Here is a 25,903-nt window from a genome sequence, read left to right on the forward strand (position 1 = left end):
ATCCGAACCGGCCGAGCTGGAGGGGGCCTCAGCCATGTCTGTGTCCGTGGAACCGACGACCGCCGCACCCGACCGCGACGAGACCGCGCAGGCGTTGCGACCGCACGCCGAGCACGCCTTCGCGGCCGAACTCGCCGCGCTCGCCGCGCAGGACGACCGACCGCGCCCGGCCCGCTGGAAGCTGTCGCCGTGGGCGGTGGCGACGTACCTGCTCGGCGGCACCCTGCCGGACGGCACGGTGATCACACCCAAGTACGTGGGCCCGCGCCGCATCGTCGAGGTCGCCGTCACCACGCTCGCCACCGACCGCGCCCTGCTCCTGCTCGGTGTGCCCGGCACCGCCAAGACCTGGGTGTCGGAGCATCTGGCCGCCGCCGTCAGCGGTGACTCGACGCTGCTGGTGCAGGGCACGGCCGGCACCCCGGAGGAGGCGATCCGGTACGGCTGGAACTACGCGCGGCTCCTCGCCCACGGCCCGAGCCGCGACGCCCTCGTGCCCAGCCCCGTCATGCGCGCCATGGCCGAGGGCATGACGGCCCGGGTGGAGGAGCTGACCCGCATCCCGGCCGACGTGCAGGACACACTGATCACGATCCTGTCCGAGAAGACCCTGCCCATCCCCGAGTTGGGGGAAGAGGTCCAGGCCGTCCGCGGCTTCAACCTCATCGCCACCGCCAACGACCGCGACCGGGGGGTCAACGACCTCTCCAGCGCTCTGCGCCGCCGCTTCAACACCGTGGTGCTGCCGCTGCCGGAGAGCGCCGACGCCGAGGTCGACATCGTCACCCGCCGGGTCGAGCAGCTCGGCCGCTCCCTCGACCTGCCGGCCGCGCCCGACGGCATCGAGGAGATCCGCCGCGTCGTCACCGTCTTCCGCGAGCTGCGCGACGGGATCACCGCCGACGGCCGGACGAAGCTGAAGTCGCCCAGCGGCACGCTGTCCACGGCGGAGGTGATCTCCGTCGTCACCAACGGCCTCGCGCTCGCCACCCACTTCGGCGACGGGGTGCTGCGGCCGGGAGACGTCGCCGCCGGCATCCTCGGCGCGGTCGTCCGCGACCCGGCGGCCGACCGGGTCGTCTGGCAGGAGTACCTGGAGACGGTCGTCCGTGAGCGCGAGGGCTGGACCGACTTCTACCGCGCCTGCCGGGAGGTGAGCGCATGACCGGCACCGGCCGGAGCACGGCCCACGCCTCCGGGCCGCTGCTGCTCGGGGTGCGGCACCACGGACCCGGCTCCGCGCGCGCGGTGCGGGCCGCGCTGGACGCCGCGCGCCCGGCCGTCGTGCTGATCGAGGGGCCGCCCGAGGCCGACGCGCTGATCCCGCTGGCCGCCGACCCGGGCCTGCGGCCCCCGGTCGCCCTGCTCGCCCACGCCGTGGACGAGCCCGGCCGCTGGGCCTTCTGGCCGTTCGCCGAGTTCAGCCCCGAGTGGGTGGCCCTCCGGTGGGCCCTGGAGCAGGGCGTCCCGGCCCGCTTCATCGACCTGCCGGCCACGCACACGCTGGCGTGGCAGAAGGAAGAGGGCGAGTCCGGTCACCACGACGGGCCCGGCGCCGGTGAGCCCGGGCCCGGGCCCGGACCCGACCCCGGACACGGTGACGGTGACCAGATCCGCGTCGACCCCCTCGCCGTCCTCGCCGAGACCGCCGGGTACGACGACCCCGAGCGCTGGTGGGAGGACGTCGTCGAGCACCGGGGGCCGGGCGCCCGTGACCCCTTCGCGCCGTTCGCGGCGGTGGCGGAGGCCATGGGCGCGCTGCGCGAGCGGTACGGCGCCGGCGGGCGGCCCCGGGACCTCGTCCGTGAGGCGCACATGCGGCTCCGGCTGCGGGACGCGCGCAAGGAGTTCGGGGACGCCGTGGCCGTGGTCTGCGGGGCCTGGCACGTGCCCGCGCTGCGCGAGAGGACCACCGTCACCGCCGACCGGGCGCTGCTCAAGGGCCTGCCCAGGACCAGGACCGACCTGACCTGGGTGCCGTGGACGCACCGCAGGCTGGCCCGGGCCGGCGGCTACGGCGCGGGCATCGACTCGCCCGGTTGGTACGGGCATCTGTTCCACGCCCCCGACCGACCGGTCGAGCGGTGGCTGACCAAAGTGGCCCGGTTGCTGCGCGAGGAGGACCGGATCGTGTCCTCCGCGCACGTCATCGAGGCCGTACGGCTCGCGGAGACCCTGGCCGCGCTGCGGGGCCGCCCCCTGCCCGGCCTGGGCGAGACCACCGACGCGGTGCGGGCGGTGCTGTGCGACGGCTCGGACGTGCCGCTGGCGCTGGTGCACGACCGGCTGGTGGTGGGGGACGTCCTGGGCGAGGTCCCGGAGGCGGCGCCCGCGGTGCCGTTGCAGCGCGACCTGGCCCGACAGCAGCGGTCGCTCCGGCTGAAACCCGAGGCGCTGGAGCGCGAGCTGGAGCTGGATCTGCGGGGGGACACCGACGCCGGCCGCAGCAGATTGCTGCACCGGCTGCGACTGCTCGGCGTCGGCTGGGGCGAGCCGGCCCGGTCCCGGGGGAGCACGGGCACGTTCCGGGAGACCTGGCGGCTGGGCTGGGAGCCCGAGCTGTCGGTGCGGGTCGCGGAGGCGGGCGTGTGGGGCACGACCGTCCACGCGGCGGCACGGGCCAAGGCGGAGGCGGACGCGACGGCGGCGCGTGCCCTCGCCGACGTCACCGCGCTCGCCGAGCAGTGTCTGCTGGCCGGGCTGGCGGACGCCCTGCCCGTGGTCATGCGGGTGCTCGCCGACCGGGCGGCCCTGGACACCGACGTCGGCCACCTCGCCCAGGCCCTGCCCGCCCTGGTCCGCTCCCTGCGCTACGGCGATGTGCGCGGCACCGACACCGGCGCGCTGGCCGAGGTCGCGGCGGGCCTCGCCGAGCGCATCTTCGTCGGCCTGCCCCCGGCCTGCGTCGCCCTCGACACCGACGCGGCGGAGGAAATGCGCGGCCATGTGGACGCCGTCCACACGGCGGTGGGACTCCTGACGGAGAGCCTGGCCGGGGTGCCCGCGGGGGCGGCGGGCGAGGGCGGCGCTGTGCCTGCGGGCGTGGACGGTGAGGGCGGCGCTGTGCCTGCGGGCGTGGACGGTGAGGGTGCCGGTGTGTCTGCGGGCGGGGGTGGCGCGGGTGCGTCTTCGGGAGGCGGCGGGGAGAGGGCCGGTGCGTCTGCGGGTGTGGACGGTGAGGGTGCCGGTGCCGGCGCGGGAGGAGGGGAAGGCAACGGTGCGTCTGCGGGGGCGGCTGATCGTGGCGCTGGTGCGTCCGCGGGCGGGGGCGGGGATGGCGCCGGAGCCTCTGTGGGCGTCGATGAGGACCTCGCCGGTGCGTCTGGGGCAGTGGTCGGCGGGGGCGCCGCTGCCTCTGCGGGATGCGGCGGGGATGGCACCGGTGCGTCTGCGGTGGGTGGCGAGAGCGCCGTTGCCTCTGTCGGAGGCGGTGGGCTGCGGGAGCGTTGGCGGGCCGTGTTGCGGGTGCTGTCGCTGCGGGACACCGCGCCCGGTGTCATCCGGGGCCGGGCCGTGCGGCTGTTGCTGGACGACGGGGCGCTGGAGCCCGAGGAGGCGGCCCGGCTGATGGGGCTCGCGCTGTCGCCGGGCACGCCTCCCGCCGCTGCCGCCGCCTGGGTGGAGGGTTTCGCCGGCGGCGGGGGCGGACTGCTGCTGGTGCACGACGAGCGACTGCTCGCCCTGCTGGACACCTGGCTGACCGGGGTTCCGGCGGACTCCTTCACGGACGTACTGCCCCTCCTGCGGCGCACCTTCGCGGCGTACGAACCGGGGGTGCGCAGAACCCTCGGCGAACTGGTCCGGCGCGGCCCCGGAGGCCGGCCCGGCGGGGCCACCGCCCAGGGAGCCACGATCCCCGGCTTCGCGGCCGAACCGGACACCGGCCGCGCCGACGCCGTGCTCCCGGTACTGCGGCTGCTGCTCGGCCTGGACGCCCACCACGACACGGTGTCCGACGCGGCGCACAGCTCGCCGCACGGCGCGAGAACGGCGCGCGGGGCGACGGACACCCGGTTTCACGGCGCGCGGCACAGCAGGGCGAACAGCACGACGTCCGACGTGGCGGACGCCTCGCGACGCGGCGAGACGCACACCCCTCCACCCGGCGCGACGCGCGAAGCGGTACACGAGACGGCACCCGATTCCACGCACGACGACTGCCTCGCGGGGGTGGGCACATGATGGACAGGACGACCACGACGGACAGCTCGACCACGACGGCCACGACCACCACGACCGCCACGACTGCCAAGACTGCTGCGACAGACAGCTTGGCCACGACCGCCACGACGGCTAAGACGGACAGCTCGACCACGCCCGCCACGACTGCCAAGACTGCTGCGACAGACAGCTTGGCCACGACCGCCACGACGGCTATGACGGACAGCTCGACCACGACCGCCACGACTGCCAAAACTGCTGCGACAGACAGCTCGGCCACGCCCGCCACGACCGTCGCCACAACTGTCCCCACGGCCCAGCCGCCGGCGGCCGGGGCCGTGGATCCCGCGCGGGAGCGGCTGCGGCGGTGGCGGCTGGTGCTCGGCGGGGACCAGGCCGACGGCACCGGGTACGCGCTGTCGGGGCGGGACGCGGCGATGGACGGCACGCTGGCCGCCCTCTACGGCAGGGGCGACAAGCCGCAGGCGGGCCGGGACCGGTCGGCGGGGCTCGGTGCCTCGGCGCCGTCCGTGGCGCGCTGGCTCGGGGACATCCGCCGCTACTTCCCGTCCTCCGTCGTCCAGATCATGCAGCGCGACGCCATCGACCGCCTCGGCCTCGCCTCCCTGCTGCTGGAGCCGGAGATGCTGGAGGCGGTGGAGGCCGACGTGCACCTGGTCGGCACGCTGCTCTCGCTGCACAAGGCGATGCCGGAGACGACCCGGGAGACGGCCCGCGCGGTCGTCCGCAAGGTGGTGGAGGACCTGGAGAAGCGGCTCGCCACCCGCACCCGGGCCACCCTCACCGGCGCCCTGGACCGCAGTGCCCGTGTCACCCGCCCGCGCCACCACGACATCGACTGGAACCGCACCGTCGCGGCCAACCTCAAGCACTATCTCCCCGAGTACCGCACGGTCGTACCGGAGCGGCTGATCGGCTACGGGCGGGCCGCGCAGTCGGTGAAGAAGGAGGTCGTGCTCTGCATCGACCAGTCCGGGTCGATGGCGGCGTCCGTGGTGTACGCGTCGGTGTTCGGCGCGGTCCTCGCCTCCATGCGGTCGCTCAGCACCCGGCTGGTCGTCTTCGACACGGCGGTCGTCGATCTCACCGACCAGCTGGACGACCCGGTCGACGTGCTCTTCGGCACCCAGCTCGGCGGCGGTACGGACATCAACCGGGCGCTCGCCTACTGTCAGGCGCAGATCACCCGGCCGGCCGAGACCGTCGTCGTGCTGATCAGCGACCTCTTCGAGGGCGGCATCCGCCAGGAGATGCTCAAACGGGTCGCGGCGATGAAGGCGTCCGGGACGCAGTTCGTGGCGCTGCTGGCGCTGTCGGACGAGGGGGCGCCCGCGTACGACCGCGACCACGCGGCGGCGCTCGCCGCGCTCGGCGCACCGGCCTTCGCCTGCACGCCCGACCTGTTTCCCGAGGTGATGGCCGCCGCGCTGGAGAAACGGCCCCTGCCGATACCGGAGACGGCGTGACACCGGGCCGGAAGGGGCACCCGATATGCGGAGTGGGTGGCGCGCACAGCCCCGCGGGGTGGCCGGCCCGGGCGGTCGAAAACCGTCGGCCCGTCCGGGCGGAGCCCCGCGGACTGGGGTGCGTGGTCCCCATTGGGGTGGGGATCAAGCGCCCCGGCCCCGGGGCGACCCGGGGCCGCCAGGGGGTCTCACCGGGTCTACCCCAGCCCGGTGAGGCCTCGCACAATGCCCGTACCGCACACAGAGACGGCACGCTGTGCCAGGTAAACCGGCATCATGTGACAGGTATCACCGCTCAGGTGTGACCCGCGATTTAGAGGCCCCCCGCAAGCAGCGATAACCTGCGAGACGGACATGCCGCGCGCTCGGACACCGTGTGCGCTTCCCTAGTGACAGCGGACGTCACGTTGCCCTTCGCGGCACGCCCACGCATCCAACGAACCGCGAGATCACTGATAGGGACGGAAGCGCGTGGACCTGTTCGAGTACCAGGCGAGGGACCTCTTCGCCAAGCACGATGTACCGGTGCTGGCCGGTGAAGTCATCGACACGCCTGAGGCGGCGCGCGAGATCACCGAGCGGCTCGGCGGCAAGTCCGTCGTCAAGGCGCAGGTGAAGGTCGGTGGTCGCGGCAAGGCCGGCGGCGTCAAGCTGGCCGCCTCCCCGGACGAGGCCGTCGCCCGCGCGACGGACATCCTCGGCATGGACATCAAGGGCCACACGGTCCACAAGGTCATGATCGCCGAGACCGCTCCGGAGATCCTCGAGGAGTACTACGTCTCCTTCCTCCTCGACCGTGCCAACCGCACCTTCCTGTCCATCGCCTCCGTCGAGGGCGGCATGGAGATCGAGGAGGTGGCGGCCACCCGCCCGGAGGCCGTCGCCAAGACCCCGATCGACCCGATCGACGGTGTGGACGAGGCCAAGGCCCGCGAGATCGTGGAGGCCGCCAAGTTCCCGGCCGAGGTCGCGGACAAGGTCGTCAACGTCCTGATCAAGCTGTGGGACACCTTCCTCAAGTCGGACGCCCTCCTGGTCGAGGTCAACCCGCTCGCGAAGGTCGCCTCCGGTGAGGTCATCGCGCTCGACGGCAAGGTGTCGCTCGACGACAACGCCGAGTTCCGTCACCCCGAGTACGAGGCGCTCCACGACAAGGCCGCGGCCAACCCGCTGGAGGCCGCCGCCAAGGAGAAGAACCTCAACTACGTCAAGCTCGACGGTGAGGTCGGCATCATCGGCAACGGCGCCGGTCTCGTCATGAGCACCCTGGACGTCGTGGCGTACGCGGGTGAGAAGCACGGTGGCGTCAAGCCCGCCAACTTCCTGGACATCGGCGGCGGCGCCTCCGCCCAGGTGATGGCGAACGGCCTGGAGATCATCCTGGGCGACCCGGACGTCAAGTCCGTCTTCGTGAACGTCTTCGGTGGCATCACCGCCTGCGACGAGGTCGCCAACGGCATCGTGCAGGCCCTGAAGCTCCTGGAGGACCGCGGCGAGAAGGTCGAGAAGCCGCTCGTCGTCCGCCTCGACGGCAACAACGCCGAGCTGGGCCGGAAGATCCTCACGGACGCCAACCACCCGCTGGTGCAGCGCGTCGACACCATGGACGGCGCGGCCGACAAGGCCGCCGAGCTGGCCGCCGCCAAGTAAGCACGAGGACGAGGACTCAAACCACCATGGCTATCTGGCTCAACAAGGACAGCAAGGTCATCGTCCAGGGCATGACCGGCGCCACCGGCATGAAGCACACCAAGCTCATGCTCGGTGACGGCACGAACGTCGTGGGCGGCGTGAACCCGCGCAAGGCGGGTCAGACCGTGGACTTCGACGGCACCGAGGTACCCGTCTTCGGCACCGTCAAGGAGGCCATCGAGAAGACCGGCGCCAACGTCTCCGTCATCTTCGTGCCGGAGAAGTTCACCAAGGACGCGGTCGTCGAGGCCATCGACGCCGAGATCCCGCTGGCCGTCGTGATCACCGAGGGCATCGCCGTGCACGACACGGCCGCCTTCTGGGCGTACGCCGGCAAGAAGGGCAACAAGACCCGGATCATCGGCCCGAACTGCCCCGGCATCATCACCCCGGGCCAGTCGAACGTCGGCATCATCCCGGGCGACATCACCAAGCCGGGCCGCATCGGTCTGGTGTCGAAGTCCGGCACGCTGACGTACCAGATGATGTACGAGCTGCGTGACATCGGCTTCTCCACCGCTGTCGGCATCGGTGGCGACCCGATCATCGGCACCACGCACATCGACGCGCTGGCCGCGTTCCAGGACGACCCCGACACCGACCTGATCGTGATGATCGGTGAGATCGGTGGCGACGCCGAGGAGCGCGCGGCCGCGTTCATCAAGGAGAACGTGACCAAGCCGGTCGTCGGTTACGTCGCGGGCTTCACCGCGCCCGAGGGCAAGACCATGGGCCACGCCGGCGCCATCGTCTCCGGCTCGTCCGGCACCGCCCAGGCGAAGAAGGAGGCCCTGGAGGCCGCGGGCGTCAAGGTCGGCAAGACCCCGACCGAGACGGCGAAGCTGGCCCGGGAGATCCTGAGCGCCTGAGCTTCCTGACCACAGGTCGGCAGGCCCGTTCCCTGGACAGGGACGGGCCTGCCGGCGTTTCCCGGACTGTCACCGCTCACCTCGGCTCCGGTGCCAGTCTCTCCGGGCCGCTCGCCTCCGACCGGTGGAGCTTCGTCCGCAGTTTCTGCTCGTGCCGGGACAGCGGGCCCAGGCCGGCCGGTGGGGGGACTCCCTGGACCGCCTGGGCGGGGGCGACCGGAGCCTCGTAGCGGGTCGGCGCGGTGCGGAGCGTGAGCGTGGTCGCGCCGATGATCGTCACGGTGAAGGCGATGGCAGCCCGGGTCCAGAAGACGTTCCGGCGTTCGCAACCGGTCCGTACCGTCGTCGACTTCCCCGCGCGGACCCGTTCCCTGGAGGCCAGTTCGAGCAGGCGCTGGTGCAGCGTGTCCGGATCGGCCAGTTCCGGCAGCAGCGCGGCCACCGCCTCGCGGGCGTGGATCAGCCGGTTCGCGGCGGCCGGCGTGCTCGCCTCCGTCTCCGCCGCCGTCTCCGGCAGGTCGAGGCCCACACCGTCGTACAGGACGAGCGTGCGCCGGTACGACGCCGGGAGCCTGAGCAGCGCGTTCAGCAGGGCCTGGTCGGCCGGGTCGGCCGGCGGGGGTTCGGGGGAGCGGTAGCGGGGGCGGAAGCGGTGCCAGGGGGAGAGCGCGCAGTCGTACGCGACCGCCCGCACCCAGCCGGCGGGGTCCCGGTCCCGGGCCACCTCCGGCCAGCGCTGCCAGGCCAGCTGGAAGGCCCGCTCCACGGACTCGCGGGCCAGCTCGCGGCGCCCGGTGAGCAGATAGGTCTGGCGTACGAGGGCGGGGGCGCAGAAGGCGTACAGCGCGTCGAAGGCCTGAGCGGGTGTCAGCGAAGGCGACTGTTCCGCCGTCAGACACGCCTCTTGGGACTGTTTCTGAGGGCCCGTCGGCTCGGGGCTCTGTGTCGTCACCATGCACCCTTCCGTACGAAAAAGAACATAAACATATATTGGGCGACACTTCGGAGCTTCGCCTGTTACGACGGGAAAGCGCGTGTCGTTGGGAGCATGGCGGGCGTGATCCAGACGACCGCTCGCCGCCCCTCGCTGTCGCCCATGGCCAACCGGATGCGCGACCGCTCACCCGGACTCGCCGCGAGCCTGCTGGGCGGTGCCGTCGCGGCCGGACTGGGCCTCGGCTCGTTCGCCGTGCTCGTGATGATGCTGTGGGTCAGTTCGCCCTACCCGGACAGCGGGCCGGACGGCGCGCTGCACATCGCCGCCGCCCTGTGGCTGCTGGCGCACGGCGTGGAACTGATCCGCACCGACACGCTCTCCGGCACGCCCATGCCCGTCGGCGTCACCCCGCTGCTGCTGGTCGCGCTGCCGCTGTGGCTGGTGTACCGGGCGGCGCGGGACGCCACCGACGCGTCCGCCGAACCGGACGGCCCGCCACCGGTACGGGCGCGTACGGCGTGGACGGGCGTGGTCCTCGGCTATCTGGGTGTCGGCGCCGCGGCGGCGCTGTACTGCTCCAATGGTGAACTGCGCCCCCAGTGGGGCTGGGTGACGGCCTGTCTGCCGCTTGTCGCGGCGGGCGCGGCCGGCGCCGGGGTGTGGTCGGCGTACGGCCGCCCGCGCGAACCGGTGCTGAGCGTGCTGGTGGTGGTGCCGGGACCGGTGCGGCGGCTGGTGTTCGGCACGGACGAGCGGGCCCGGCTGGGCGCGGCCGTACGCGCCGCCGGTGCCGCGACGACGGTGCTGTTCGGGGGCGGCGCGCTGCTGGTCGGGGTGTCACTGGTGTGGCACGGCCAGCCGGCGCGGGCCTCCTTCCTCCAGCTGACGGAGGGCTGGACGGGACGGTTCGCCGTGCTGCTGCTCGGCGTCGCGCTGATCCCCAACGCGGCGGTCTGGGCCGCCTCCTACGCGCTCGGTCCCGGCTTCCTCCTCGGCGCCGGACACATGGTGCACCCGCTCGCCTCCGACCCCGCCCCGCTCTTGCCGCCGTTCCCGCTGCTGGCCGCGGTGCCGGGGCCGGGCGCCGGTACGCCGGAGAACTGGGCGGCGGGGCTGGTTCCGGCGGTGGCCGGAATGACGGCGGGGTGGTTCGTGGCGCGGGCGGCCGTGCGCCGGCCGGAGGCCGGGGCACCGGCGCGGGCCCGCTGGTCGGCCGGCCGTACCGCCGGGGTGGTGCTGCTGACGGCACTGGTCTGCGCGGCGGCGCTCGCCCTGCTCGCCGCGCTGGCGGGCGGCCCTCTCGGCGTGGCCGCGCTGTCCCGCCTCGGCCCGCTGTGGTGGCAGACCGGGGGCGCGGCCGGGGCCTGGACGCTGGTGTTCGCGCTACCGGTGGCCCTGACCGCCCGGGCCTGGCGCCTGCGCACCTGGCTGCGACGCCGAGGCGGCACCCCGGCCCAGGGCGCGGAGACGGGGGCCACGGCCCTGAAGGTGGCACAGGGCGGCAAGGGGGTGGTGACGCCGACGGCTGGCGCGAAGGGCGGTTCGGGGGTGGTGACGCCGACGGTCGGGGCGAAGGGCGGTTCGGGGGTGGTGACGCCGACGGCCGGGGCGAAGGGCGGTGGCGGGACGGTGACGCCGACGGTCGCCGGGAAGGCGGGACAGACGGGGGAGGGGACCGAGGCGGGGGTCACGGAAGAGGCCGGGGAGGCGGCGGCCACGGGCCCGGACGCGGACGAGGCCACCGGTGAAGTCACGCGGAGCGACGGCGGGCCGGCCATGGCCGACGGGGGCACTGGGGGCGGGGACGCCGTGGGCGGGGCCGCGGCGGACGACGGTGGTGGGGGCACAGCCGGTGGGGGCGCGGGCAAACTCAAGGGGTGGGGCCGCGGCAAGGACACGGACAAGGGGGGTACGGCCGCCCGGTCGGGGTCGGGGTCGGGGTCGGGCTCTGCGGCCGGGGCGGGGGTCGGTAGGGCCGGAGCGGAGGAGGGGGACCTGTACGAGGTCCTTCCCGCCGACGACGCGTTCCCGACCTCGTACCCGACTCCGTTCCCGGCGCCGGTCGCCGAGCCGTTGCCCAAGGGCTGGCACGACGACGTCGCCCGCGCCTCCCGCTGGGCGGCCCTGAAGCAGGCGGCGGGCACCCCGGAGAACGCCCCCGTGGACGCCGCCCCCGACACGGCGCCCTGGCACCCCACGGAGGCACACCCAGCGGCACACGCCGAGCCACACCCCGGCACACACGCCGAGCCTCACCCGGAGCCCGGCGCCGACCGGCGCGCTGAACCCCGCCCCGACCTCGGCGCCGATTCCCGCCCCGATCCCCGCGCGGGCTCCTCCGAGTGAGAACCCTCAGCCGCTGTCGGTGCCCAGCACGCCCCGCAGCTCACGGGGCAGCAGGGTGTCGCAGGACTGCTTGGCCTCGTGGGTGAGGGCGTCGTTGACGCAGGTGTAGTAGTCGCGGTAGACGAGCTGGACGGTGAAGGTGGAGGCCACCAGGACCAGCGCCAGGGCCGCCGTGACCAGGCCACCGACGGCCGCCGTCGTCTGCGGCCGGCCGGTCTGGGCGGCGGGGGCCGTCGGTGTCGCCGGGGTCGCCGGTGTCGCCGGAGCGTCCGGGGACGGTCGGCGCGGCTTGGCCCGCAGCGCGCTGGTGCCCCAGTACAGGGAGAGCGCGCCCAGCAGCAGGGCTACGTAGGGCCAGCTGAACAGGGCGAAGAAGACCGCCCACATGCCGGAGAGCAGGGCGTAGCGCGCGCGGCGCTGGGCCGGGTCCGTCGGGTCCCAGCGCATGCCGGGGCCGGCCGGTCCGCCGGGGCCCTGCGGGCCACCGCCCGGGCGTTCGCCGAAGCCGCCGGGGGAGCGGCCCGGCTGCCGGTCACTCCACTGACTGCCCCAAGGAGCGTGGCCACCGGGCCCCTGACCGCCACCGGGACCCTGCCCCTGCCCAGGACCGTGTCCATGTCCCTGCCCCTGCTCCGGATCGTGGCCGTGTCCCTGCCCCTGACCGGCGCCGGGCTGACCACCGTGCCCGGACCCCGGACCACCCGAGCCCGGACCCTGACCAGTCCCATGCCCATGCCCGTGACCCGCACCGGACGGACCCCCGTGATGACGAGGCCGCCACGGCTGGTCCGGAGCCCCTTCCGGCGGCGGCGCGAACGGATTGTCGTCCTGCCGCTCACCACCCGCCCCGGAACCACCGTTCCCGGAGCCGCCCTGCCCAGAGCCGCCCTGCCCAGGGCCGCCGTGACCGGAACCACCGTTCCCGGAGCCGCCCCACCCGGAGCCGCCGTGTCCCGAGCCGCCCTGCCCCGTGCCTCCTTGGCCGGAACCGCCCCGAGGTGACTCGGTCGGCGGCGAGGTCGGGCGCTCCCGCAGCAGTGCGGCGCCACCGTCGCCTCCCTGGGCCGGGCGCGACGGGAACGTGAGGAGTCGCAGGCTGCGATCGGGCATCAAAAGAGCGTCTTCCCCTAGGTGACTACGGCAGTCCGAGATGAGCTTCCACCCCGTGAACGCACCGCACGACGACCGCGTTCCCGAGGCTGCTCCTTCGTGACTCCTTGCGAACGCTACCGTCCGGCCGTCCACCCGTCCCGAGGGCCCCTTCCCGAGTGCCGGTATCGTTGCTGACGGTCGGCCGCTTCGTAGACTTCCCCGTATCCGGGGGCGCGAAGCATTCGTACGACCGTACAAACCGGCCGTACGAAACCGTCCGTACACGTCGCAACCCCAGAAAGGGCCCCATCGTGGCCGCCACCTCCGCCGGCCCGGCAGTCAAGCGCCTCGTCGTGCTGGTCTCCGGCTCCGGCACCAATCTCCAGGCGCTGCTGGACGAGATCGCCGCCGTCGGCACCGAGGCGTACGGCGCCCGGGTCGTGGCCGTCGGCGCGGACCGCACCGGCATCGAGGGGCTGGCCCGCGCCGAACGCGCCGGTATCCCCACCTTCGTGTGCAGGGTCAAGGACCACGGCTCCCGCGAGGAGTGGGACGCCGCCCTCGCCGAGGCCGTGGCCGCCCACCGGCCCGACCTCGTCGTCTCCGCCGGCTTCATGAAGATCGTGGGCAAGGAGTTCCTCGCGCGGTTCGGCGGGCGGTTCGTGAACACCCACCCGGCCCTGCTGCCCAGTTTTCCGGGGGCCCACGGAGTCCGTGACGCGCTCGCGTACGGCGCCAAGGTCACCGGCTGCACCGTCCACTTCGTCGACGACGGCGTCGACACCGGCCCGATCATCGCCCAGGGCGCGGTCGAGGTGCGGGACGAGGACGACGAGAGCGCGCTGCACGAGCGCATCAAGGAAGTCGAGCGAAGGCTGCTCGTCGAGGTCGTGGGGCGGCTCGCCCGCAACGGCTATCGCATCGAGGGACGAAAGGTAGTTATCCAGTGACCGCCGAGAGCAACAAGCGGGCCATCCGTCGCGCGCTCGTCAGCGTCTATGACAAGACCGGCCTGGAGGAGCTGGCCCGCGGGCTGCACGAGGCCGGTGTGGAGCTGGTCTCCACCGGGTCGACGGCCGGGCGGATCGCCGCCGCCGGTGTCCCCGTCACCAAGGTCGAGGAGCTGACCGGCTTCCCCGAGTGCCTGGACGGCCGGGTGAAGACCCTGCACCCGAAGGTGCACGCCGGCATCCTCGCCGACCTGCGTCTGGACAGCCACCGCGAGCAGCTCGCCGAGCTGGGCGTGGAGCCGTTCGACCTGGTCGTCGTCAACCTCTACCCGTTCCGCGAGACGGTCGCCTCCGGTGCCTCGCCCGACGAGTGCGTGGAGCAGATCGACATCGGCGGCCCGTCCATGGTCCGCGCCGCCGCCAAGAACCACCCGTCGGTGGCCGTGGTCACCAGCCCGGAGCGGTACGCCGACGTCCTCACCGCGGTGAAGGACGGCGGCTTCGACCTCGCCGCCCGCAAGCGGCTGGCCGCCGAGGCCTTCCGGCACACCGCCGAGTACGACATCGCCGTCTCCACCTGGTTCGCCTCCTCCTACGCCCCGGCGGACGACTCCCGGTTCCCGGACTTCGTCGCCTCCAGCCTGGAGCGCGCGCACACCCTGCGCTACGGCGAGAACCCGCACCAGCCCGCCGCCCTCTACACCTCCGGCGAGGGCGGGCTCGCGGCGGCCGAGCAGCTGCACGGCAAGGAGATGTCGTACAACAACTACACGGACACGGACGCCGCCCGCCGTGCCGCGTACGACCACGCCGAGCCCTGCGTCGCGATCATCAAGCACGCCAACCCGTGCGGCATCGCGATCGGCGTGGACGTCGCCGAGGCGCACCGCAAGGCGCACGCCTGCGACCCGCTGTCCGCGTTCGGCGGGGTCATCGCCGTGAACCGGCCGGTCAGCAAGGAGATGGCCGAGCAGGTCGCGGAGATCTTCACCGAGGTCATCGTGGCGCCGGACTACGAGGAGGGCGCGCTGGAGGCCCTCACCAAGAAGAAGAACATCCGCGTGCTGCGCTGCCCCGACGGCCCGGCCCACCCGGTCGAGGTCAAGCCGATCGACGGCGGCGCCCTGCTCCAGGTCGCCGACCGGCTCCAGGCCGAGGGCGACGACCCGGCGCACTGGACGCTGGCCTCCGGCGAGGCCCTGGACGCGGACGAGCTGGCCCAGCTCGCCTTCGCCTGGAAGGCGTGCCGTGCCGTGAAGTCCAACGCGATCCTGCTGGCGAAGGACGGCGCCTCGGTCGGCGTCGGCATGGGCCAGGTCAACCGCGTCGACTCCTGCAAGCTGGCCGTCGAGCGGGCCGGCGAGGAGCGGGCCCGGGGCGCCTACGCGGCCTCCGACGCCTTCTTCCCCTTCCCGGACGGCCCGCAGATCCTCATCGACGCCGGTGTCCGGGCGATCGTCCAGCCGGGCGGTTCGATCCGGGACGAGCAGGTCGTGGAGGCCGCCAAGAAGGCGGGCGTGACGATGTACTTCACGGGGACGCGCCACTTCTTCCACTGAGCCGCACCCGCGCCCCCCGCTGAGTCCCGCCCGTCCCGACGGGCGGGACTCAGCCGTGTCCGGACGCCACCCCTCCGAAACGACCTCGGCCGACCGCCCGCGACAACGGTCAGCAATGTTTCAGTCCATCGTCAGCGGTGGACGCGAGGGTGGTGGGCATGACGTCGATCGTGGCAGTCTCCAGCTGCCTTCCCGACACCATCCCGATCGCCCGGTTCCACCGCGAACTCGGGCTGACGGACGTCCAGTTGCGGCGCTACCAGCGCTTCTACGGGCTGTCGGACGTGTGCCGCGACCCGGAGGCCGACGAGACGCGGCTGCTGCTGCGCGCCGTGGCCAAACTCGCGGAGCTGCGCGGGCAGGAGGAGCGGGTCAAGTACGTGCTCCAGGCGCGCACCATGCCCGCCCCGCTGCCGTACCCGCTGACCTCGCTCGGCCCGGTCCAGGACGAGCTGGGGCTGCGCCACGCCACCGCGTTCGTCGTCTCCCAGCACGCCTGCGCCTCGGGCCTGCTCGCCGTCGACCTGGCCGGCACCCTGCTCGCCGCCGACCCCGACCCGGACGCCCTCGCCCTCGTCCTGACCGGAGAGAAGGCCGGCACCGGCCACAACCAGTCCATCCCGGACGTCACCGTCATGGGCGAGGGCACCGCCGCGCTGCTGGTGAGCGCCGACCGCACCGGGCGCAACCGGATGCTCGGCTACGCCGCCCGCACCCACAGCCGGTTCGGCACCGAGTTCATCATGGGCGCCGAGGCCGCCGCGGACTTCCAGGACCGGTACGGACCCGGTCTGTGCGAGGTCGTCACCGCGGCCCTGGAGGAGGCCGGCTGCACCCTCGACGAGCTGGCCCTCGTCCTGCCGCACAACGTCAACCGGCTCTCCTGGATCGGCGTGTGCCGCACCCTCGGGCTGCCCCTGGAGCGGGTCTTCCTCGACCTGGTGCCGCACACCGGGCACTGCTTCTGCGCCGATCCCTTCATCAACCTCCAGAAAGCCACCGAGGTGGGCCGGCTGCGCCCCGGCGACCGCTATCTGATGACCAGTGTCGGCCTGGGCGCGACCTTCGCCGCCATGGTCTTCGAGCACTGAGCCCGCGAGCCCGCGCCGAACCCGGTGCGCCCGCGCGGCCCGCCGGCCGGTGCGCACCCGAGAGATCAAGAGGTCGATATGCAATCACCGCCCTCCGGCTTCACCGGCCGGCTCAAGCGCGCCGTCACCGGTGACGCGGGCACGCCGCTGGTGTTCCTCGGCAACTTCGAGGTGGAGAACCAGTGGGCCCTCGGTGAGCCCGCCCTGCCCCGGGTGGCCGCGCACGCGGGCAGCGCCGTCGTCAACCGCATGGACGAGTTCGCGCTGCTGCTCGGCGGCAAGGACGACCACGTGGTGCTGAAGACCGCCGTGGACGACGGCTACCGCGCCTACCTGGAGGGGCTCGGCCTGGCCCTGCCCACCGTGCACGTGGTGGCCGGGCAGGAACCCCGCCGCACGGTCAGCGAGGACGCCCTCGCCGACCCGGACCTGCTGCGCGCCCTCACCGCGCTCGCCGCCGACGGCGCCCGGCTGACCGCCCACGGCGTCTCCACGGTGGAGGAGGAGCTGGCCGAGCGGACCGGGCTGCGGCTCGCGGCCCCGCCCGCCGACCGCTGCAAGCACGTCAACAGCAAGGTCTACAGCCGCCGGCTCGCCGACGAGCTGGGCATCCGGCAGGCACGCGGCTGGGCCTGCGAGACCCTGGAGGAGCTGGCGGCGGCGGTCGCCGCGGCCGGTGAGCTGCTCGCCGCCGGGCACCGGGTCGTCGTCAAGGATGCGTTCGGGGTGTCCGGCAAGGGCATCGTCGTGGTGGACAACGAGCGGACGCTGGCCCGGCTGCACCGCATGGCCGCCGCCCAGGCCGGGCGCACCGCACAGGCCGCCGGGACCGCCGTACGCACCGCGCTGGTCATCGAGGAGTGGGTGGCCAAGCGGGCCGACCTCAACTACCAGTTCACCGTGGGCCGCGACGGCGGCGTGCACTTCGACTTCGTCAAGGAACTGCTCACCGAGGGCGGGGTCCACAAGGGCCACCGCATGCCCGCGCGGCTCACCGAGCGGCAGGTGGCCGAGATCCGCGAGACCGCGCACCGGCTCGGCGAACGCCTCGCCGGGGACGGCTACTTCGGGGTCGTCGGCGTCGACGCGATGGTCGACCCGGACGAGGGCCTCTACCCCGTGGTGGAGATCAACGCCCGGAACAACATGTCCACCTACCAGGCCGTGGTGCACGAGGTCCTGGCCGGGCCGGACGACGTCGCCGTCGCCCGCCACTTCACCGTACGCCCGCGCCGCCCGCTGCCCTTCGCCGACCTGCGCGAGCTGCTCGGACCGACGCTGCTCACCCAGCCCGGCGGGCGCCCGCACGGCCTGTTCGTCAACAACTACGCCACGGTCAACGCCGCCGCCGCCGACGTCGGCGGACACGGCTTCGAGGGACGGCTGTACGGCGTGCTCCTCGCGTCCTCCGACGCCGAGATCGAGGCCCTCGACACGGACATCACCCGCCGCCTCGCGGCCCTGACGGAACGGAGCTGAACATGAGCGACGCCTTCGAGGTGCAGGGCCTGAGCGTCAGCCGGCTCGCCGAGGAGTTCGGCACCCCGCTGTACGTGTACGACGGCGCGGAGATCACCGGCCGCTTCCGGGACCTGCGGACGCGTCTGCACCCCGCCCTGGAGGTCTTCTACTCCCTGAAGGCCAACCCCAACGTCTCCGTGTGCGCCCTGCTGCACCGCGGCGGCGCCCGCGCCGAGGTGTCCTCGCTCACCGAGCTGGTCACCGCCCGGCGCGCCGGGGTCGCCCCGCACGACATCATCTTCCTCGGCCCCGGCAAGAGCGCCGCCGAGCTGGCCGCCTGCCTGGACGCGGACATCCACGCCATCGTCTGCGAGAACCTGGACGAACTCGCCCTCATCGACCGGGCGGCCCGGGAGCGGGGCGTCACCGCGCGGGTGATGCTGCGCGTCAACCCGGCCTTCTCCGTGAAGGGTTCGGGCCTGACGATGGGCGGCAAGCCCCGCCAGTTCGGCATGGACGAGGAACAGCTGCTCGCCGCCGGACCCGGCCTCGCCGCCCGGTACGACGCCGTACGCCTCATGGGCGTCCAGGTGTACCTGGGCACGCGCATCCTCGGCGAGGACATCGTCGTGGACAACACCCGGCGCATCCTCGACCTCGCCGAGCGGCTCGCCGAGCGGATCGGCTTCCCGCTGGAGACCGTCGACGTCGGCGGCGGCCTCGGCATCGCCTACTTCGACAACGAGAAGGACCTGGACGTCGCCGAACTGACCACCCGGCTCAACCCGGTCGTGGAGGCCTTCCACTTCCGGCACCCCGACACCCGCATGATCATGGAGCTGGGCCGGTTCCTGGTCGCAGCGTCCGGCACCTACGTCACCCGGGTCCGCTACACGAAGACCTCGATGGGCGAGAACTTCGCGGTCACCGACGGCGGCACCAACCACCACATGGCGGCGGTCGGCATCGGCTCGTACGTCAAGCGCAACTTCCCGATGGCCGCGCTGGAACGGCTGGACGAGCAGCCCACCGAGCCCTGGAACATCACCGGGCCGCTGTGCACCCCGAACGACGTCATCGGCAAGAAGGTGCCCATGCCGCCGCTGCGCGCCGGCGACCTGATCGGGGTTCAGCGCTCCGGCGCCTACGGCCCGACCGCCTCGCCGGTGCACTTCCTCAGCCACGGCTACCCGGCCGAGGTCCTCGTCCTGGACGGCACCGCCCATCTGATCCGGGAACGCGACGACAGCGAAACGATGCTCGCCCGCCAGCGGCTCTACGACGCCGGTGCCGACGCCCACTGAACTCCCCACCACCACAAGGAGAACGACATGACCGAGAACACCCTCACCGAGCGCGGCCGCTGCCTGGACGCCGTCCGCCAGGGCCTGACCGAGGTGCTGAACAAGGACGTCACCGGCGCCGAGGAGGGCGTCCGGCTCTTCGACGAGCTGGGCCTGGACTCCAGCAGCGCGCTGGAACTGCTCATCACCATCGAGGAGATCCTCGACGTCCAGTTCGACGCCGAGGAACTGGAGATGACGCACTTCGAGACGGTCGGTTCGCTCGCCGACTTCGTGGCGGCGGAAGCGGGCGCCTGAGCATGTTCCGCGCGACCGCGCCGGTACGGCCCACGGCCCCGGCGACCGGCGCCACGGGCGGTGTACCGCGGCTGCTGCGGGCCGGCCGGTACGCGCCGGCCGGGCCCGGCACGCCGTACGTGCCGGCCGCCGACCGGGAGGAGTTCTTCCGGCAGCTCGGCGCCCCGCACGGGGTGCCGTTCGACCGGGCCGGATTCGCCGCCGCGCCCCGCCGCACCTCCGTGGAGCTGGCCCGGGGCGCGCTCGCCGAACTGGGGCCGCTGCCCGCCGAGGAGGCGCCCGAGATCGCCGTGGTGGCCTACGCCGGCCCCGACTTCGAGCACGCCGAGCTGATCGGGTCCTGTGTGCAGGGCATGCTGCCCGGCGACCCCCTGGCGTTCGGCGTGTCCGACCAGGGCGTGCTGGCGCCGTTCAGCGCGCTGCGGGTGGCGCTGGAGTACGCCCGGCGCCGCGCCTTCCGCCAGTTGCTGGTGCTGGCCGTCGACCAGAGCAGCCAGCCGTTCGCCGTGCCGGCGGACCATCCGGGTGCCGTCCGCGCGGACGTGGCGGTGGCGCTGCTGTTCGCGTGGGGCGGCGGCGCGGACCCGCTGCACGGCATGGGACAGCGGCCCTGGCCGGCGCCCGGGCCCGCGGTGCCGTGGGACCCGGAGCTGCCCCTGGTGGCGGGCGCCGGGGTGCGCGCCGCCGTGTCCGGGGTCTGGCCCTGGGCGACCTGGGCCGGGACCGGACAGCCGGCCACGGCGGTGTGGTCGGCGCTGGCCGGCCTCGCGGGCGGCGGACCGGCCCGGGTGGTCGTGGCCGACCACGATCCGGAACGCGCGGTGCTGGCGCACTGCACGCTCGACCTCGGGATGCCGGGGCGGACGACGACGGGGGAGTGAGACGACGATGACGGTTCCGCCCGAGGTACGCGAGCACGGCGAGCAGGCGCGGACGAGCGCGCGCACGGACGGCCTGGTGCCCGCGCTGACCCTGCTGGTCCGCGCCCTGTCCCCGAAAGTGCCGCCCCGGGGCCCGCGCGGCCACGCGGTGCTGCCGAAGGAACTCCTGGACGAGTTCGCGGCGGAGGAGGCGGCCACGCGGGAGGCGGCGCGGCCGAAGGCGCCACGTGCCGCCCACGCGGCGGGCGGCGAGGACACCGGGACGCTCCCGGGGCTCGCCGTGCTGCGCCCGGTGCCGGGAGAGACGGCCGAGCCCGCCCCGCCCGCGTGGGGATGGGCCCTGGCCTGGCTGCGGCTCGGCATGTCCGAGCGGCTCCGGGACGCCTGCCTGGCCCATCTGGCGGCCCGGCAGAGCGAGGGCACCTCGCTGCTGATGCAGCAGATGGTGAAGGGCACGCTCGCCGACGTCCTGCTGGAGCACCTGGAGATCGAGGGCGTCCTCGACGACCTCACCACCGGCCGGACCGGACCCCTCGGCCCGCTGCGGCCCGCCGCCGCCGACCGGCACCTCGCCGGGCTCCAGGAGCAGATCACCCGCGTCGACCGCGCGCTGCTGCGACTGCTCGGCGCCCACGGCTTCACCGCGGAGGGCCCGGGCGCCGCCGCCCACGCCTCCGAACTGCTCGCCGACGCCTACGGCGCGGCCGGCCCCGGCACCGCACGGGAGGACGCGTGATCAGCCTGCCCGCCTCGCTGGCCACGGCACACCGGGAGGTGAGCCGCTGGGCCGACGACCTCCGGCAGGGCGCCCTGGAGCTGGACCGGGACCCGGACGCCATCCACCGCTACCTGGACCTGCCCGCCGTACGGTTCCTCGCCGGCCACCAGGTGCCGGTCGGCTGGGACCGGGAGAGCGCGGCCCCCGGCAGCGGGCCCGCGCACGGGCTGACCACCCTGGAACGGGTGCTGGTGAGCGAGGAACTCGCCCGCGGCGACGCCGGGATGATGCTGGCCTCGCCGGGTGCGTCGATGTGCGGCGTGCTGCTCGGCGTCCTGGGCTCCCCCGAGCAGCGCGCGTGGGTCCACGGCCGGCTCGCCGAGCGGCCCCGCTGGACCTGCTTCGCCCTGACCGAGCCCGAACGGGGTTCGGCCATCGGCGAGATGACGAGCACCCTCACTCCGGTGGGCGACGGCTCGTACGTCCTGGACGGCGAGAAGCGCTACGTCGGCAACGCCGCCCGCGCCGACCTGGGCGCCGTCTTCGCCCGCGTCGCGGGCACCGAGCGGCTGGGCGTGCTCGCGGTGCTGGTCGACACCTCCGACCCCGGCTTCCAGGCCGAGCCGCTGCCCACGGTCGGGCTGCGCGGCGCCCAGCTCACCCGGATCAGGCTCGACGGGGTGCGGGTGCCGGCCGAGCGGGTGCTGGGCACGCATCTGCCACCGACCCGGCGCGGCATGTGGGGCATCGTGAACGTCTTCAACCGGCTCCGGCCGAGCGTCGCCGCCATCGCCCTGGGCATCGCCCGGGCCGCCCACGACTACGTCGGCGAGCACCGGCCGCTGCTCCGCGGTCCGGAGCGGGAGGCGTACGAGGAAATGGGCCGGCGGATCGACGCGGCCCGGTCGCTGACCTACCGGGCGGCCCTCGCGGTGGACCGCAGGCCCTCCGCCGGCCATCTGGCGTCGGCGGCGAAGGCCAGGGCCTGCGAGGTCGCCGAGGAGGTGACGCTGCGCGCCCTGGGCTTCTTCGGCCCCGGTGCCCGCATCGACCATCCGCTGCTCGACAAGTGGGCCCGGGACGCCCGGGGCGTGGAGTTCATGGAAGGCACCCGGAACATCCAGAAACTCAACCTGTTCCAGGGGCTCCACACCGGAAAGGTGGGCCGGAACCGACCATGCCGGAACTGATGCCGGAACTGTCCGGGGCCACGCCCGCACCGGCACGCGCGTCCGATGCCGACGAGGTGGAGATCTGGCGGATTCCGCTGGATTCCCGGCCCGATCCGGAAGGATATCCGCCGGAACTCGAAGACATCCTGGACGACGAGGAGAAGGAACGCGCGCGACGGGGCACGGAACCGGGAATGCGGCGGCGTTTCGTCATCGCGCACGCCGCCGTGCGGATCATCCTCGGGGAACGGCTGGGCCGGGCCCCGGAATCGGTGCGCCTCATCCGGGGAAGCTGGGGAAAACCGCGGCTCGCGCAGGGCGACGGACCGCACTTCAGCCTGTCGCACTCCGGCGAGCTGGCCCTGCTCGCCCTCGCCCCGCGGCCGGTGGGCGTCGACGTGGAACTGCCGCGTGCCGGACTGGACCCGACACGCCTGGCCGAGCGGTTCTTCCCGGCCGAGGAGAGCGCCTGGGTGGCACGCGACGGCCGGCGTGCCTTCGCCCGGTTGTGGACGAGAAAAGAGGCGTGTGTCAAAGCGGCCGGCGGACGGCTCGCCCAGGGAATGGCGCTGCCCGTGGGGCGGTTCTCCGGGCAGGCCGCCGTCCGCGATCCCACGGGAGGTCTTCCCGGGTCCTGGCGCGTGCAGGACGTACCACTTCCCGGCGCGTATGCGGGGGCCGTCGCCCTGCTCGGCGACGGCCCCTTTTCCGTGTCGCTCCGGATGTGGTATCACATCCCGCCAGAACAATCCGGCTCCGTGTGGAACACGTTGGGTGTCAAGTAGAAGAAACTCCCCCCACATCGGAGTACTTGTACCCGTGATCGCGCTCCGGGCCATCACTAGTTTTCTGTTCGCGAGGAGCGCGCCAATGTACCGGCCGGATGCCGAAACCCCGGCCCGTTTCCCGTGATCCGGGTATTTCTTTCCAGGAGGGGAGAGCAGACGTGGCAGGCAGGAACCTGATCACCAGGGCCGCCCGGTGGAGCGCCGTCCACCCGTGGTGGGCGATGACGCTCTGGGTGGTGTTCGTGCTCGGTGCCCTGGTGGTCGGCGGTATGACGGGCACCCGGTCCGCCACCGACTCGGATCTGGCCATCGGGCAGTCCGGGCGGGCCGCTGCCCTGGCCCGCAGCGGCGGCCTGGAGAGCCGCGCGGTGGAGAACATCCTGGTCACGCCCTACCGGGGCGCCCTGGACCGGGCCGCCGCCGAGCGGGCCTCGGGCGAGGCCGTCAGCGCCCTGAAGGGCGTCGAGGGCGTCGCCGCCGTCGGTCGGCCCGTCTTCGCCCCGGACGGGTCGGCGCTGCTCGTGCCCGTGACCCTCGCCGGAGACCCGGAGACCGCGGCCGACCGGGTCGGGCCGCTCCTGGAGAAGGTGGCGAAGGTCCGCGACGCGCACACCGACGTACGCGTCGAACTCGTCGGCGCCGGCTCCATCAAGGCGGGCCTGAACGACATGCTCGACCGGGACCTGGGCAAGGCCACCGTGCTGAGCCTGCCGGTGACGCTGGTCGTGATGGTCTTCGTGTTCGGGGCGATCGTCGCCGCGAGCGTCCCGGTGCTGCTCGGCATCTCCTCGGTGCTCGCCGGGCTCGGCCTGTGGGGGGTGGCCTCGCAGCTGGTGCCCGACCCCGGCCCGGTGACCCACATCATCGTCCTGATGGGCATGGCCATCGGCGTCGACTACTCGCTGTTCTACCTCAAACGGCAGCGCGAGGAACGGGCCCTGGGGGCCGACAACATCGACGCCATCGAGATCGCAGCCGCCACCTCCGGGCACTCGGTCATGATCTCGGGCCTGGTCGTGATGGCGTCCATGGGCGCGCTCTACCTCGCCGGGCACATCGCCTTCGAGTCGATGGCCACCGGCGCGGTGCTGGTGGTCGCCATCGCGATGCTCGCCTCACTGACCGTGCTGCCGGCCATGCTCTCCAAGTTCGGCCGCTACCTGGACAAGCCGCGGGTGCCGCTGGTGTGGCGGCTCACCCAGAAGGGCGGCGTCAAGCCACGGCTGTGGTCGGCGATGCTGAAGCCGGCCCTGCGCCACCCGGCGCTGGCGCTGGTCCTCTCCGTCGGCGCGCTGCTCGCCCTCTCCGTGCCCGCCTTGGACCTGCGGCTGAAGGCCACCGGCATCGACGACCTGCCCCGGTCGATCCCCGCGATGCAGGCCAACGAGCGGCTGACGCGGTCCTTCCCGAGCCAGGCGGACACGCACACGGTCGCGGTCCGGGTGCCCGCGGGCCACGGCGCGGAGCTGGCCGAGGGCATCGACGCGCTCGTCGCCAGGGTCGCGCACGACGGCCTGTTCGTGCACACCCCGGCACCCGAGGTGCGGACCTCGCGGGACGGGCGGGTGGCGACGATCGCGGTCGGCACGCGCTTCGACAGCAGTTCGCGGCAGGCACAGGAGTCCCTGTTCCGGCTGCGCGACGACATCGCCCCGGCCACGGTCGGCCGGATCGAGGGCGCGCGGTACGCCGTGGGCGGCAGTGACGTCGCCTACGACGTGGACTACCGGGCGAACGTCGTCGACAAGATGCCCTGGGTGCTACTGGTGGCGCTGGTGTTCACCTTCCTGGTGATGGCGGCCGCGTTCCGCTCGCTGATGCTCGCCGCGATCACCGTGGTGCTGAACGTGCTGTCCGCGGTGGCCTCCTTCGGGGTGCTCGCGCTGATCTTCCAGCGGACCTGGGCGGAGGGCCTGCTCGGCTTCGAGTCGACCGGACGGGTGGTGGCCTGGCTGCCGTTGCTGCTGTTCGTGATCCTGCTGGGCCTGTCGATGGACTACCACGTGTTCGTGATCAGCCGCATCCGGGAGGCGGCGCGCGGCGGACTCGGCATCCGGGAGGCGGTGGAGCAGGGCATCACCCGCACGGCCGGCGTGGTGACGAGCGCGGCGGTGGTGATGGTCTGTGTGTTCGCCCTGCTGGCCTCGCTCAACTTCATCGAGATGAAGCAGATGGGTGTGGGCATGGCCTGCGCGGTGCTGCTGGACGCCACGCTCATCCGGATCGTCGTCCTGCCGTCGGTGGTGACGCTGCTGGGCTGGAAGACGTGGTGGCCCTCGCGCCTGGCCCACCAGGACGAGACGCGGCCGGTGAGCGTTCCGGCCACGGTGGCCGGGCGGGCCACGGTGTCGTGAGGGCGGGCGCTCGGCGGTGAGCGCCGCGGCCCGGGACGGCCGGGGAGACGGGTGACTCCGTCTCCCCGGCCGTTTCGCGTGGTCAGGGCCGGGCTCGCCGGTGAATTCCGGCGGTGGAGTTCTTTGTCTGCGACTTCGGTTGGGAGAGCGCTACACTCGGTCCCGCGTTCGACGGAAACAAGCCGACCGACTGTTTCCGGCGCACGTTGACGGGGGAAGCGGGGCGATCACGGGGAGTGGCCCTTATGCACGGTGACGACGGCCTGCCGTCGACTCGTTGGCAGTATCAGCTCACCCAGGTGGAGTCGCTCTCGGAGCGCGAGAGGCAGGTCTTCTCGTTGCTCGGAGCGGGGTTATCGAATCGCGCGATCGCGGTCAGGTTGCGCGTGACGGAACGCACGGTGAAGGCCCATGTCGCGAGCATCCTGGCGAAGCTGAAAGTGGAATCCCGTCTTCAGGTGGGCCTCGTAGCCCAGGCCCACCTGCTCATGTACAAAGGTACAGTGCCAAACCGGCCAGATATGACTGATAATTGATCAGTTCTGATTCTCGGACGTTTTCCCTGTGTCGGGCGCCGTCGATTGCGCCCACCCACGGTTCCGTGACCGCCCCGTGGGTCGCGAGGTGGGGGCTTGTGACCGGTTTTTATGAGTAGGGACGGGAAATTGGTGCACATCTCCATATTGGGTCCGCTGCTGATCGGGGATGGTCAAAGAACCATCGGTGTGCGGGCGAAGAAGATTC

20 protein-coding genes are annotated in these 25,903 nt (G+C 73.2%); 18 read left to right on the top strand and 2 right to left on the bottom strand.

What is annotated here, in order from left to right:
* Nucleotides 1-34 precede the first annotated feature (34 nt).
* The 5 genes from ACZ4WH_RS01365 (at nt 35) to sucD (ending at nt 8,209) form a co-directional block, all read left to right on the top strand.
* Complete coding sequence (locus ACZ4WH_RS01365; RefSeq protein ID WP_468175074.1) at nt 35-1,165, top strand: ATP-binding protein; 1,131 nt, start codon at nt 35-37, stop codon at nt 1,163-1,165.
* Entirely contained in the window at nt 1,162-4,182 is a 3,021-nt protein-coding gene (locus tag ACZ4WH_RS01370; protein ID WP_468175077.1) for a DUF5682 family protein, read from the top strand. Before ACZ4WH_RS01365 ends, ACZ4WH_RS01370 begins: the two co-directional genes overlap by 4 nt.
* A gap of 194 nt (nt 4,183-4,376) precedes the next feature.
* Entirely contained in the window at nt 4,377-5,648 is a 1,272-nt protein-coding gene (locus tag ACZ4WH_RS01375; protein ID WP_468175080.1) for a VWA domain-containing protein, read from the top strand.
* A 471-nt stretch (nt 5,649-6,119) separates the two neighbouring features.
* Nucleotides 6,120-7,298: an ADP-forming succinate--CoA ligase subunit beta gene (gene sucC, locus ACZ4WH_RS01380; protein ID WP_468175083.1), complete on the top strand. Its 1,179-nt coding sequence runs from the start codon at nt 6,120-6,122 to the stop codon at nt 7,296-7,298.
* A 26-nt stretch (nt 7,299-7,324) separates the two neighbouring features.
* The gene (gene sucD / locus ACZ4WH_RS01385) at nt 7,325-8,209 is read left to right on the top strand and encodes a succinate--CoA ligase subunit alpha (RefSeq protein WP_103817658.1); all 885 of its coding nucleotides are present in this window, start codon (nt 7,325-7,327) and stop codon (nt 8,207-8,209) included.
* A 76-nt stretch (nt 8,210-8,285) separates the two neighbouring features.
* Here sucD and ACZ4WH_RS01390 read toward each other — a convergent pair whose 3' ends face one another.
* The gene (locus tag ACZ4WH_RS01390; RefSeq protein ID WP_468175549.1) at nt 8,286-9,161 is read right to left on the bottom strand and encodes a SigE family RNA polymerase sigma factor; all 876 of its coding nucleotides are present in this window, start codon (nt 9,159-9,161) and stop codon (nt 8,286-8,288) included.
* A gap of 105 nt (nt 9,162-9,266) precedes the next feature.
* On the opposite strand from ACZ4WH_RS01390, the gene ACZ4WH_RS01395 reads away from it, so the two are divergent.
* Nucleotides 9,267-11,492, top strand: a complete 2,226-nt coding sequence (locus ACZ4WH_RS01395) for a cell division protein PerM (protein ID WP_468175087.1) — start codon at nt 9,267-9,269, stop codon at nt 11,490-11,492.
* 6 nt (nt 11,493-11,498) lie between these two features.
* Here ACZ4WH_RS01395 and ACZ4WH_RS01400 read toward each other — a convergent pair whose 3' ends face one another.
* Nucleotides 11,499-12,587 carry a hypothetical protein gene (locus tag ACZ4WH_RS01400; protein WP_468175552.1) on the bottom strand — a complete coding sequence of 363 codons (1,089 nt, stop codon included), beginning with the start codon at nt 12,585-12,587 and terminating at the stop codon, nt 11,499-11,501.
* Between the two features lie 308 nt (nt 12,588-12,895).
* On the opposite strand from ACZ4WH_RS01400, the gene purN reads away from it, so the two are divergent.
* The 12 genes from purN (at nt 12,896) to ACZ4WH_RS01460 (ending at nt 25,695) form a co-directional block, all read left to right on the top strand.
* Entirely contained in the window at nt 12,896-13,534 is a 639-nt protein-coding gene (gene purN, locus ACZ4WH_RS01405) for a phosphoribosylglycinamide formyltransferase (protein ID WP_468175090.1), read from the top strand.
* Nucleotides 13,531-15,093, top strand: coding sequence for a bifunctional phosphoribosylaminoimidazolecarboxamide formyltransferase/IMP cyclohydrolase (gene purH / locus ACZ4WH_RS01410; protein ID WP_468175093.1), 1,563 nt, complete (start codon nt 13,531-13,533; stop codon nt 15,091-15,093). Before purN ends, purH begins: the two co-directional genes overlap by 4 nt.
* A gap of 149 nt (nt 15,094-15,242) precedes the next feature.
* Nucleotides 15,243-16,184 carry a 3-oxoacyl-[acyl-carrier-protein] synthase III C-terminal domain-containing protein gene (locus tag ACZ4WH_RS01415; protein ID WP_468175555.1) on the top strand — a complete coding sequence of 314 codons (942 nt, stop codon included), beginning with the start codon at nt 15,243-15,245 and terminating at the stop codon, nt 16,182-16,184.
* 78 nt (nt 16,185-16,262) lie between these two features.
* A complete protein-coding gene (locus ACZ4WH_RS01420) occupies nt 16,263-17,663 on the top strand; it encodes a preATP grasp domain-containing protein (protein ID WP_468175096.1) in 1,401 nt (466 codons plus the stop codon).
* A gap of 2 nt (nt 17,664-17,665) precedes the next feature.
* Nucleotides 17,666-18,949: a type III PLP-dependent enzyme gene (locus tag ACZ4WH_RS01425; RefSeq protein WP_468175099.1), complete on the top strand. Its 1,284-nt coding sequence runs from the start codon at nt 17,666-17,668 to the stop codon at nt 18,947-18,949.
* A 27-nt stretch (nt 18,950-18,976) separates the two neighbouring features.
* The gene (locus tag ACZ4WH_RS01430; protein WP_468175101.1) at nt 18,977-19,246 is read left to right on the top strand and encodes an acyl carrier protein; all 270 of its coding nucleotides are present in this window, start codon (nt 18,977-18,979) and stop codon (nt 19,244-19,246) included.
* Nucleotides 19,247-19,248: 2 nt separating this feature from the next.
* The gene (locus tag ACZ4WH_RS01435; RefSeq protein WP_468175104.1) at nt 19,249-20,127 is read left to right on the top strand and encodes a hypothetical protein; all 879 of its coding nucleotides are present in this window, start codon (nt 19,249-19,251) and stop codon (nt 20,125-20,127) included.
* A 7-nt stretch (nt 20,128-20,134) separates the two neighbouring features.
* Nucleotides 20,135-20,863, top strand: coding sequence for a hypothetical protein (locus ACZ4WH_RS01440; protein WP_468175107.1), 729 nt, complete (start codon nt 20,135-20,137; stop codon nt 20,861-20,863).
* Entirely contained in the window at nt 20,860-22,035 is a 1,176-nt protein-coding gene (locus ACZ4WH_RS01445) for an acyl-CoA dehydrogenase family protein (protein ID WP_468175110.1), read from the top strand. The genes ACZ4WH_RS01440 and ACZ4WH_RS01445 overlap by 4 nt, the downstream gene beginning before the upstream one ends.
* On the top strand, nt 22,023-22,802 hold the full coding sequence (locus ACZ4WH_RS01450; RefSeq protein WP_468175113.1) for a 4'-phosphopantetheinyl transferase family protein: 780 nt from the start codon (nt 22,023-22,025) through the stop codon (nt 22,800-22,802). Before ACZ4WH_RS01445 ends, ACZ4WH_RS01450 begins: the two co-directional genes overlap by 13 nt.
* Before the next feature lie 161 nt (nt 22,803-22,963).
* Complete coding sequence (locus tag ACZ4WH_RS01455) at nt 22,964-25,159, top strand: MMPL family transporter (RefSeq protein WP_468175116.1); 2,196 nt, start codon at nt 22,964-22,966, stop codon at nt 25,157-25,159.
* A 245-nt stretch (nt 25,160-25,404) separates the two neighbouring features.
* Nucleotides 25,405-25,695, top strand: coding sequence for a helix-turn-helix domain-containing protein (locus ACZ4WH_RS01460; RefSeq protein WP_468175119.1), 291 nt, complete (start codon nt 25,405-25,407; stop codon nt 25,693-25,695).
* Nucleotides 25,696-25,903: the final 208 nt, after the last annotated feature.

Source organism: Streptomyces sp. NPDC029138 (assembly GCF_055564375.1).

Excerpts from the sequence above, each read along its gene's own strand:
- ACZ4WH_RS01365 (WP_468175074.1), top strand. The coding sequence starts at position 35 with ATGTCTGTGTCCGTGGAACCGACGACCGCCGCACCCGACCGCGACGAG.
- ACZ4WH_RS01370 (WP_468175077.1), top strand. The coding sequence starts at position 1,162 with ATGACCGGCACCGGCCGGAGCACGGCCCACGCCTCCGGGCCGCTGCTG.
- ACZ4WH_RS01375 (WP_468175080.1), top strand. The coding sequence starts at position 4,377 with ATGACGGACAGCTCGACCACGACCGCCACGACTGCCAAAACTGCTGCG.
- sucD (WP_103817658.1), top strand. The coding sequence starts at position 7,325 with ATGGCTATCTGGCTCAACAAGGACAGCAAGGTCATCGTCCAGGGCATG.
- ACZ4WH_RS01420 (WP_468175096.1), top strand. The coding sequence starts at position 16,263 with ATGCAATCACCGCCCTCCGGCTTCACCGGCCGGCTCAAGCGCGCCGTC.
- ACZ4WH_RS01425 (WP_468175099.1), top strand. The coding sequence starts at position 17,666 with ATGAGCGACGCCTTCGAGGTGCAGGGCCTGAGCGTCAGCCGGCTCGCC.
- ACZ4WH_RS01430 (WP_468175101.1), top strand. The coding sequence starts at position 18,977 with ATGACCGAGAACACCCTCACCGAGCGCGGCCGCTGCCTGGACGCCGTC.
- ACZ4WH_RS01435 (WP_468175104.1), top strand. The coding sequence starts at position 19,249 with ATGTTCCGCGCGACCGCGCCGGTACGGCCCACGGCCCCGGCGACCGGC.
- ACZ4WH_RS01440 (WP_468175107.1), top strand. The coding sequence starts at position 20,135 with ATGACGGTTCCGCCCGAGGTACGCGAGCACGGCGAGCAGGCGCGGACG.
- ACZ4WH_RS01450 (WP_468175113.1), top strand. The coding sequence starts at position 22,023 with ATGCCGGAACTGATGCCGGAACTGTCCGGGGCCACGCCCGCACCGGCA.
- ACZ4WH_RS01460 (WP_468175119.1), top strand. The coding sequence starts at position 25,405 with ATGCACGGTGACGACGGCCTGCCGTCGACTCGTTGGCAGTATCAGCTC.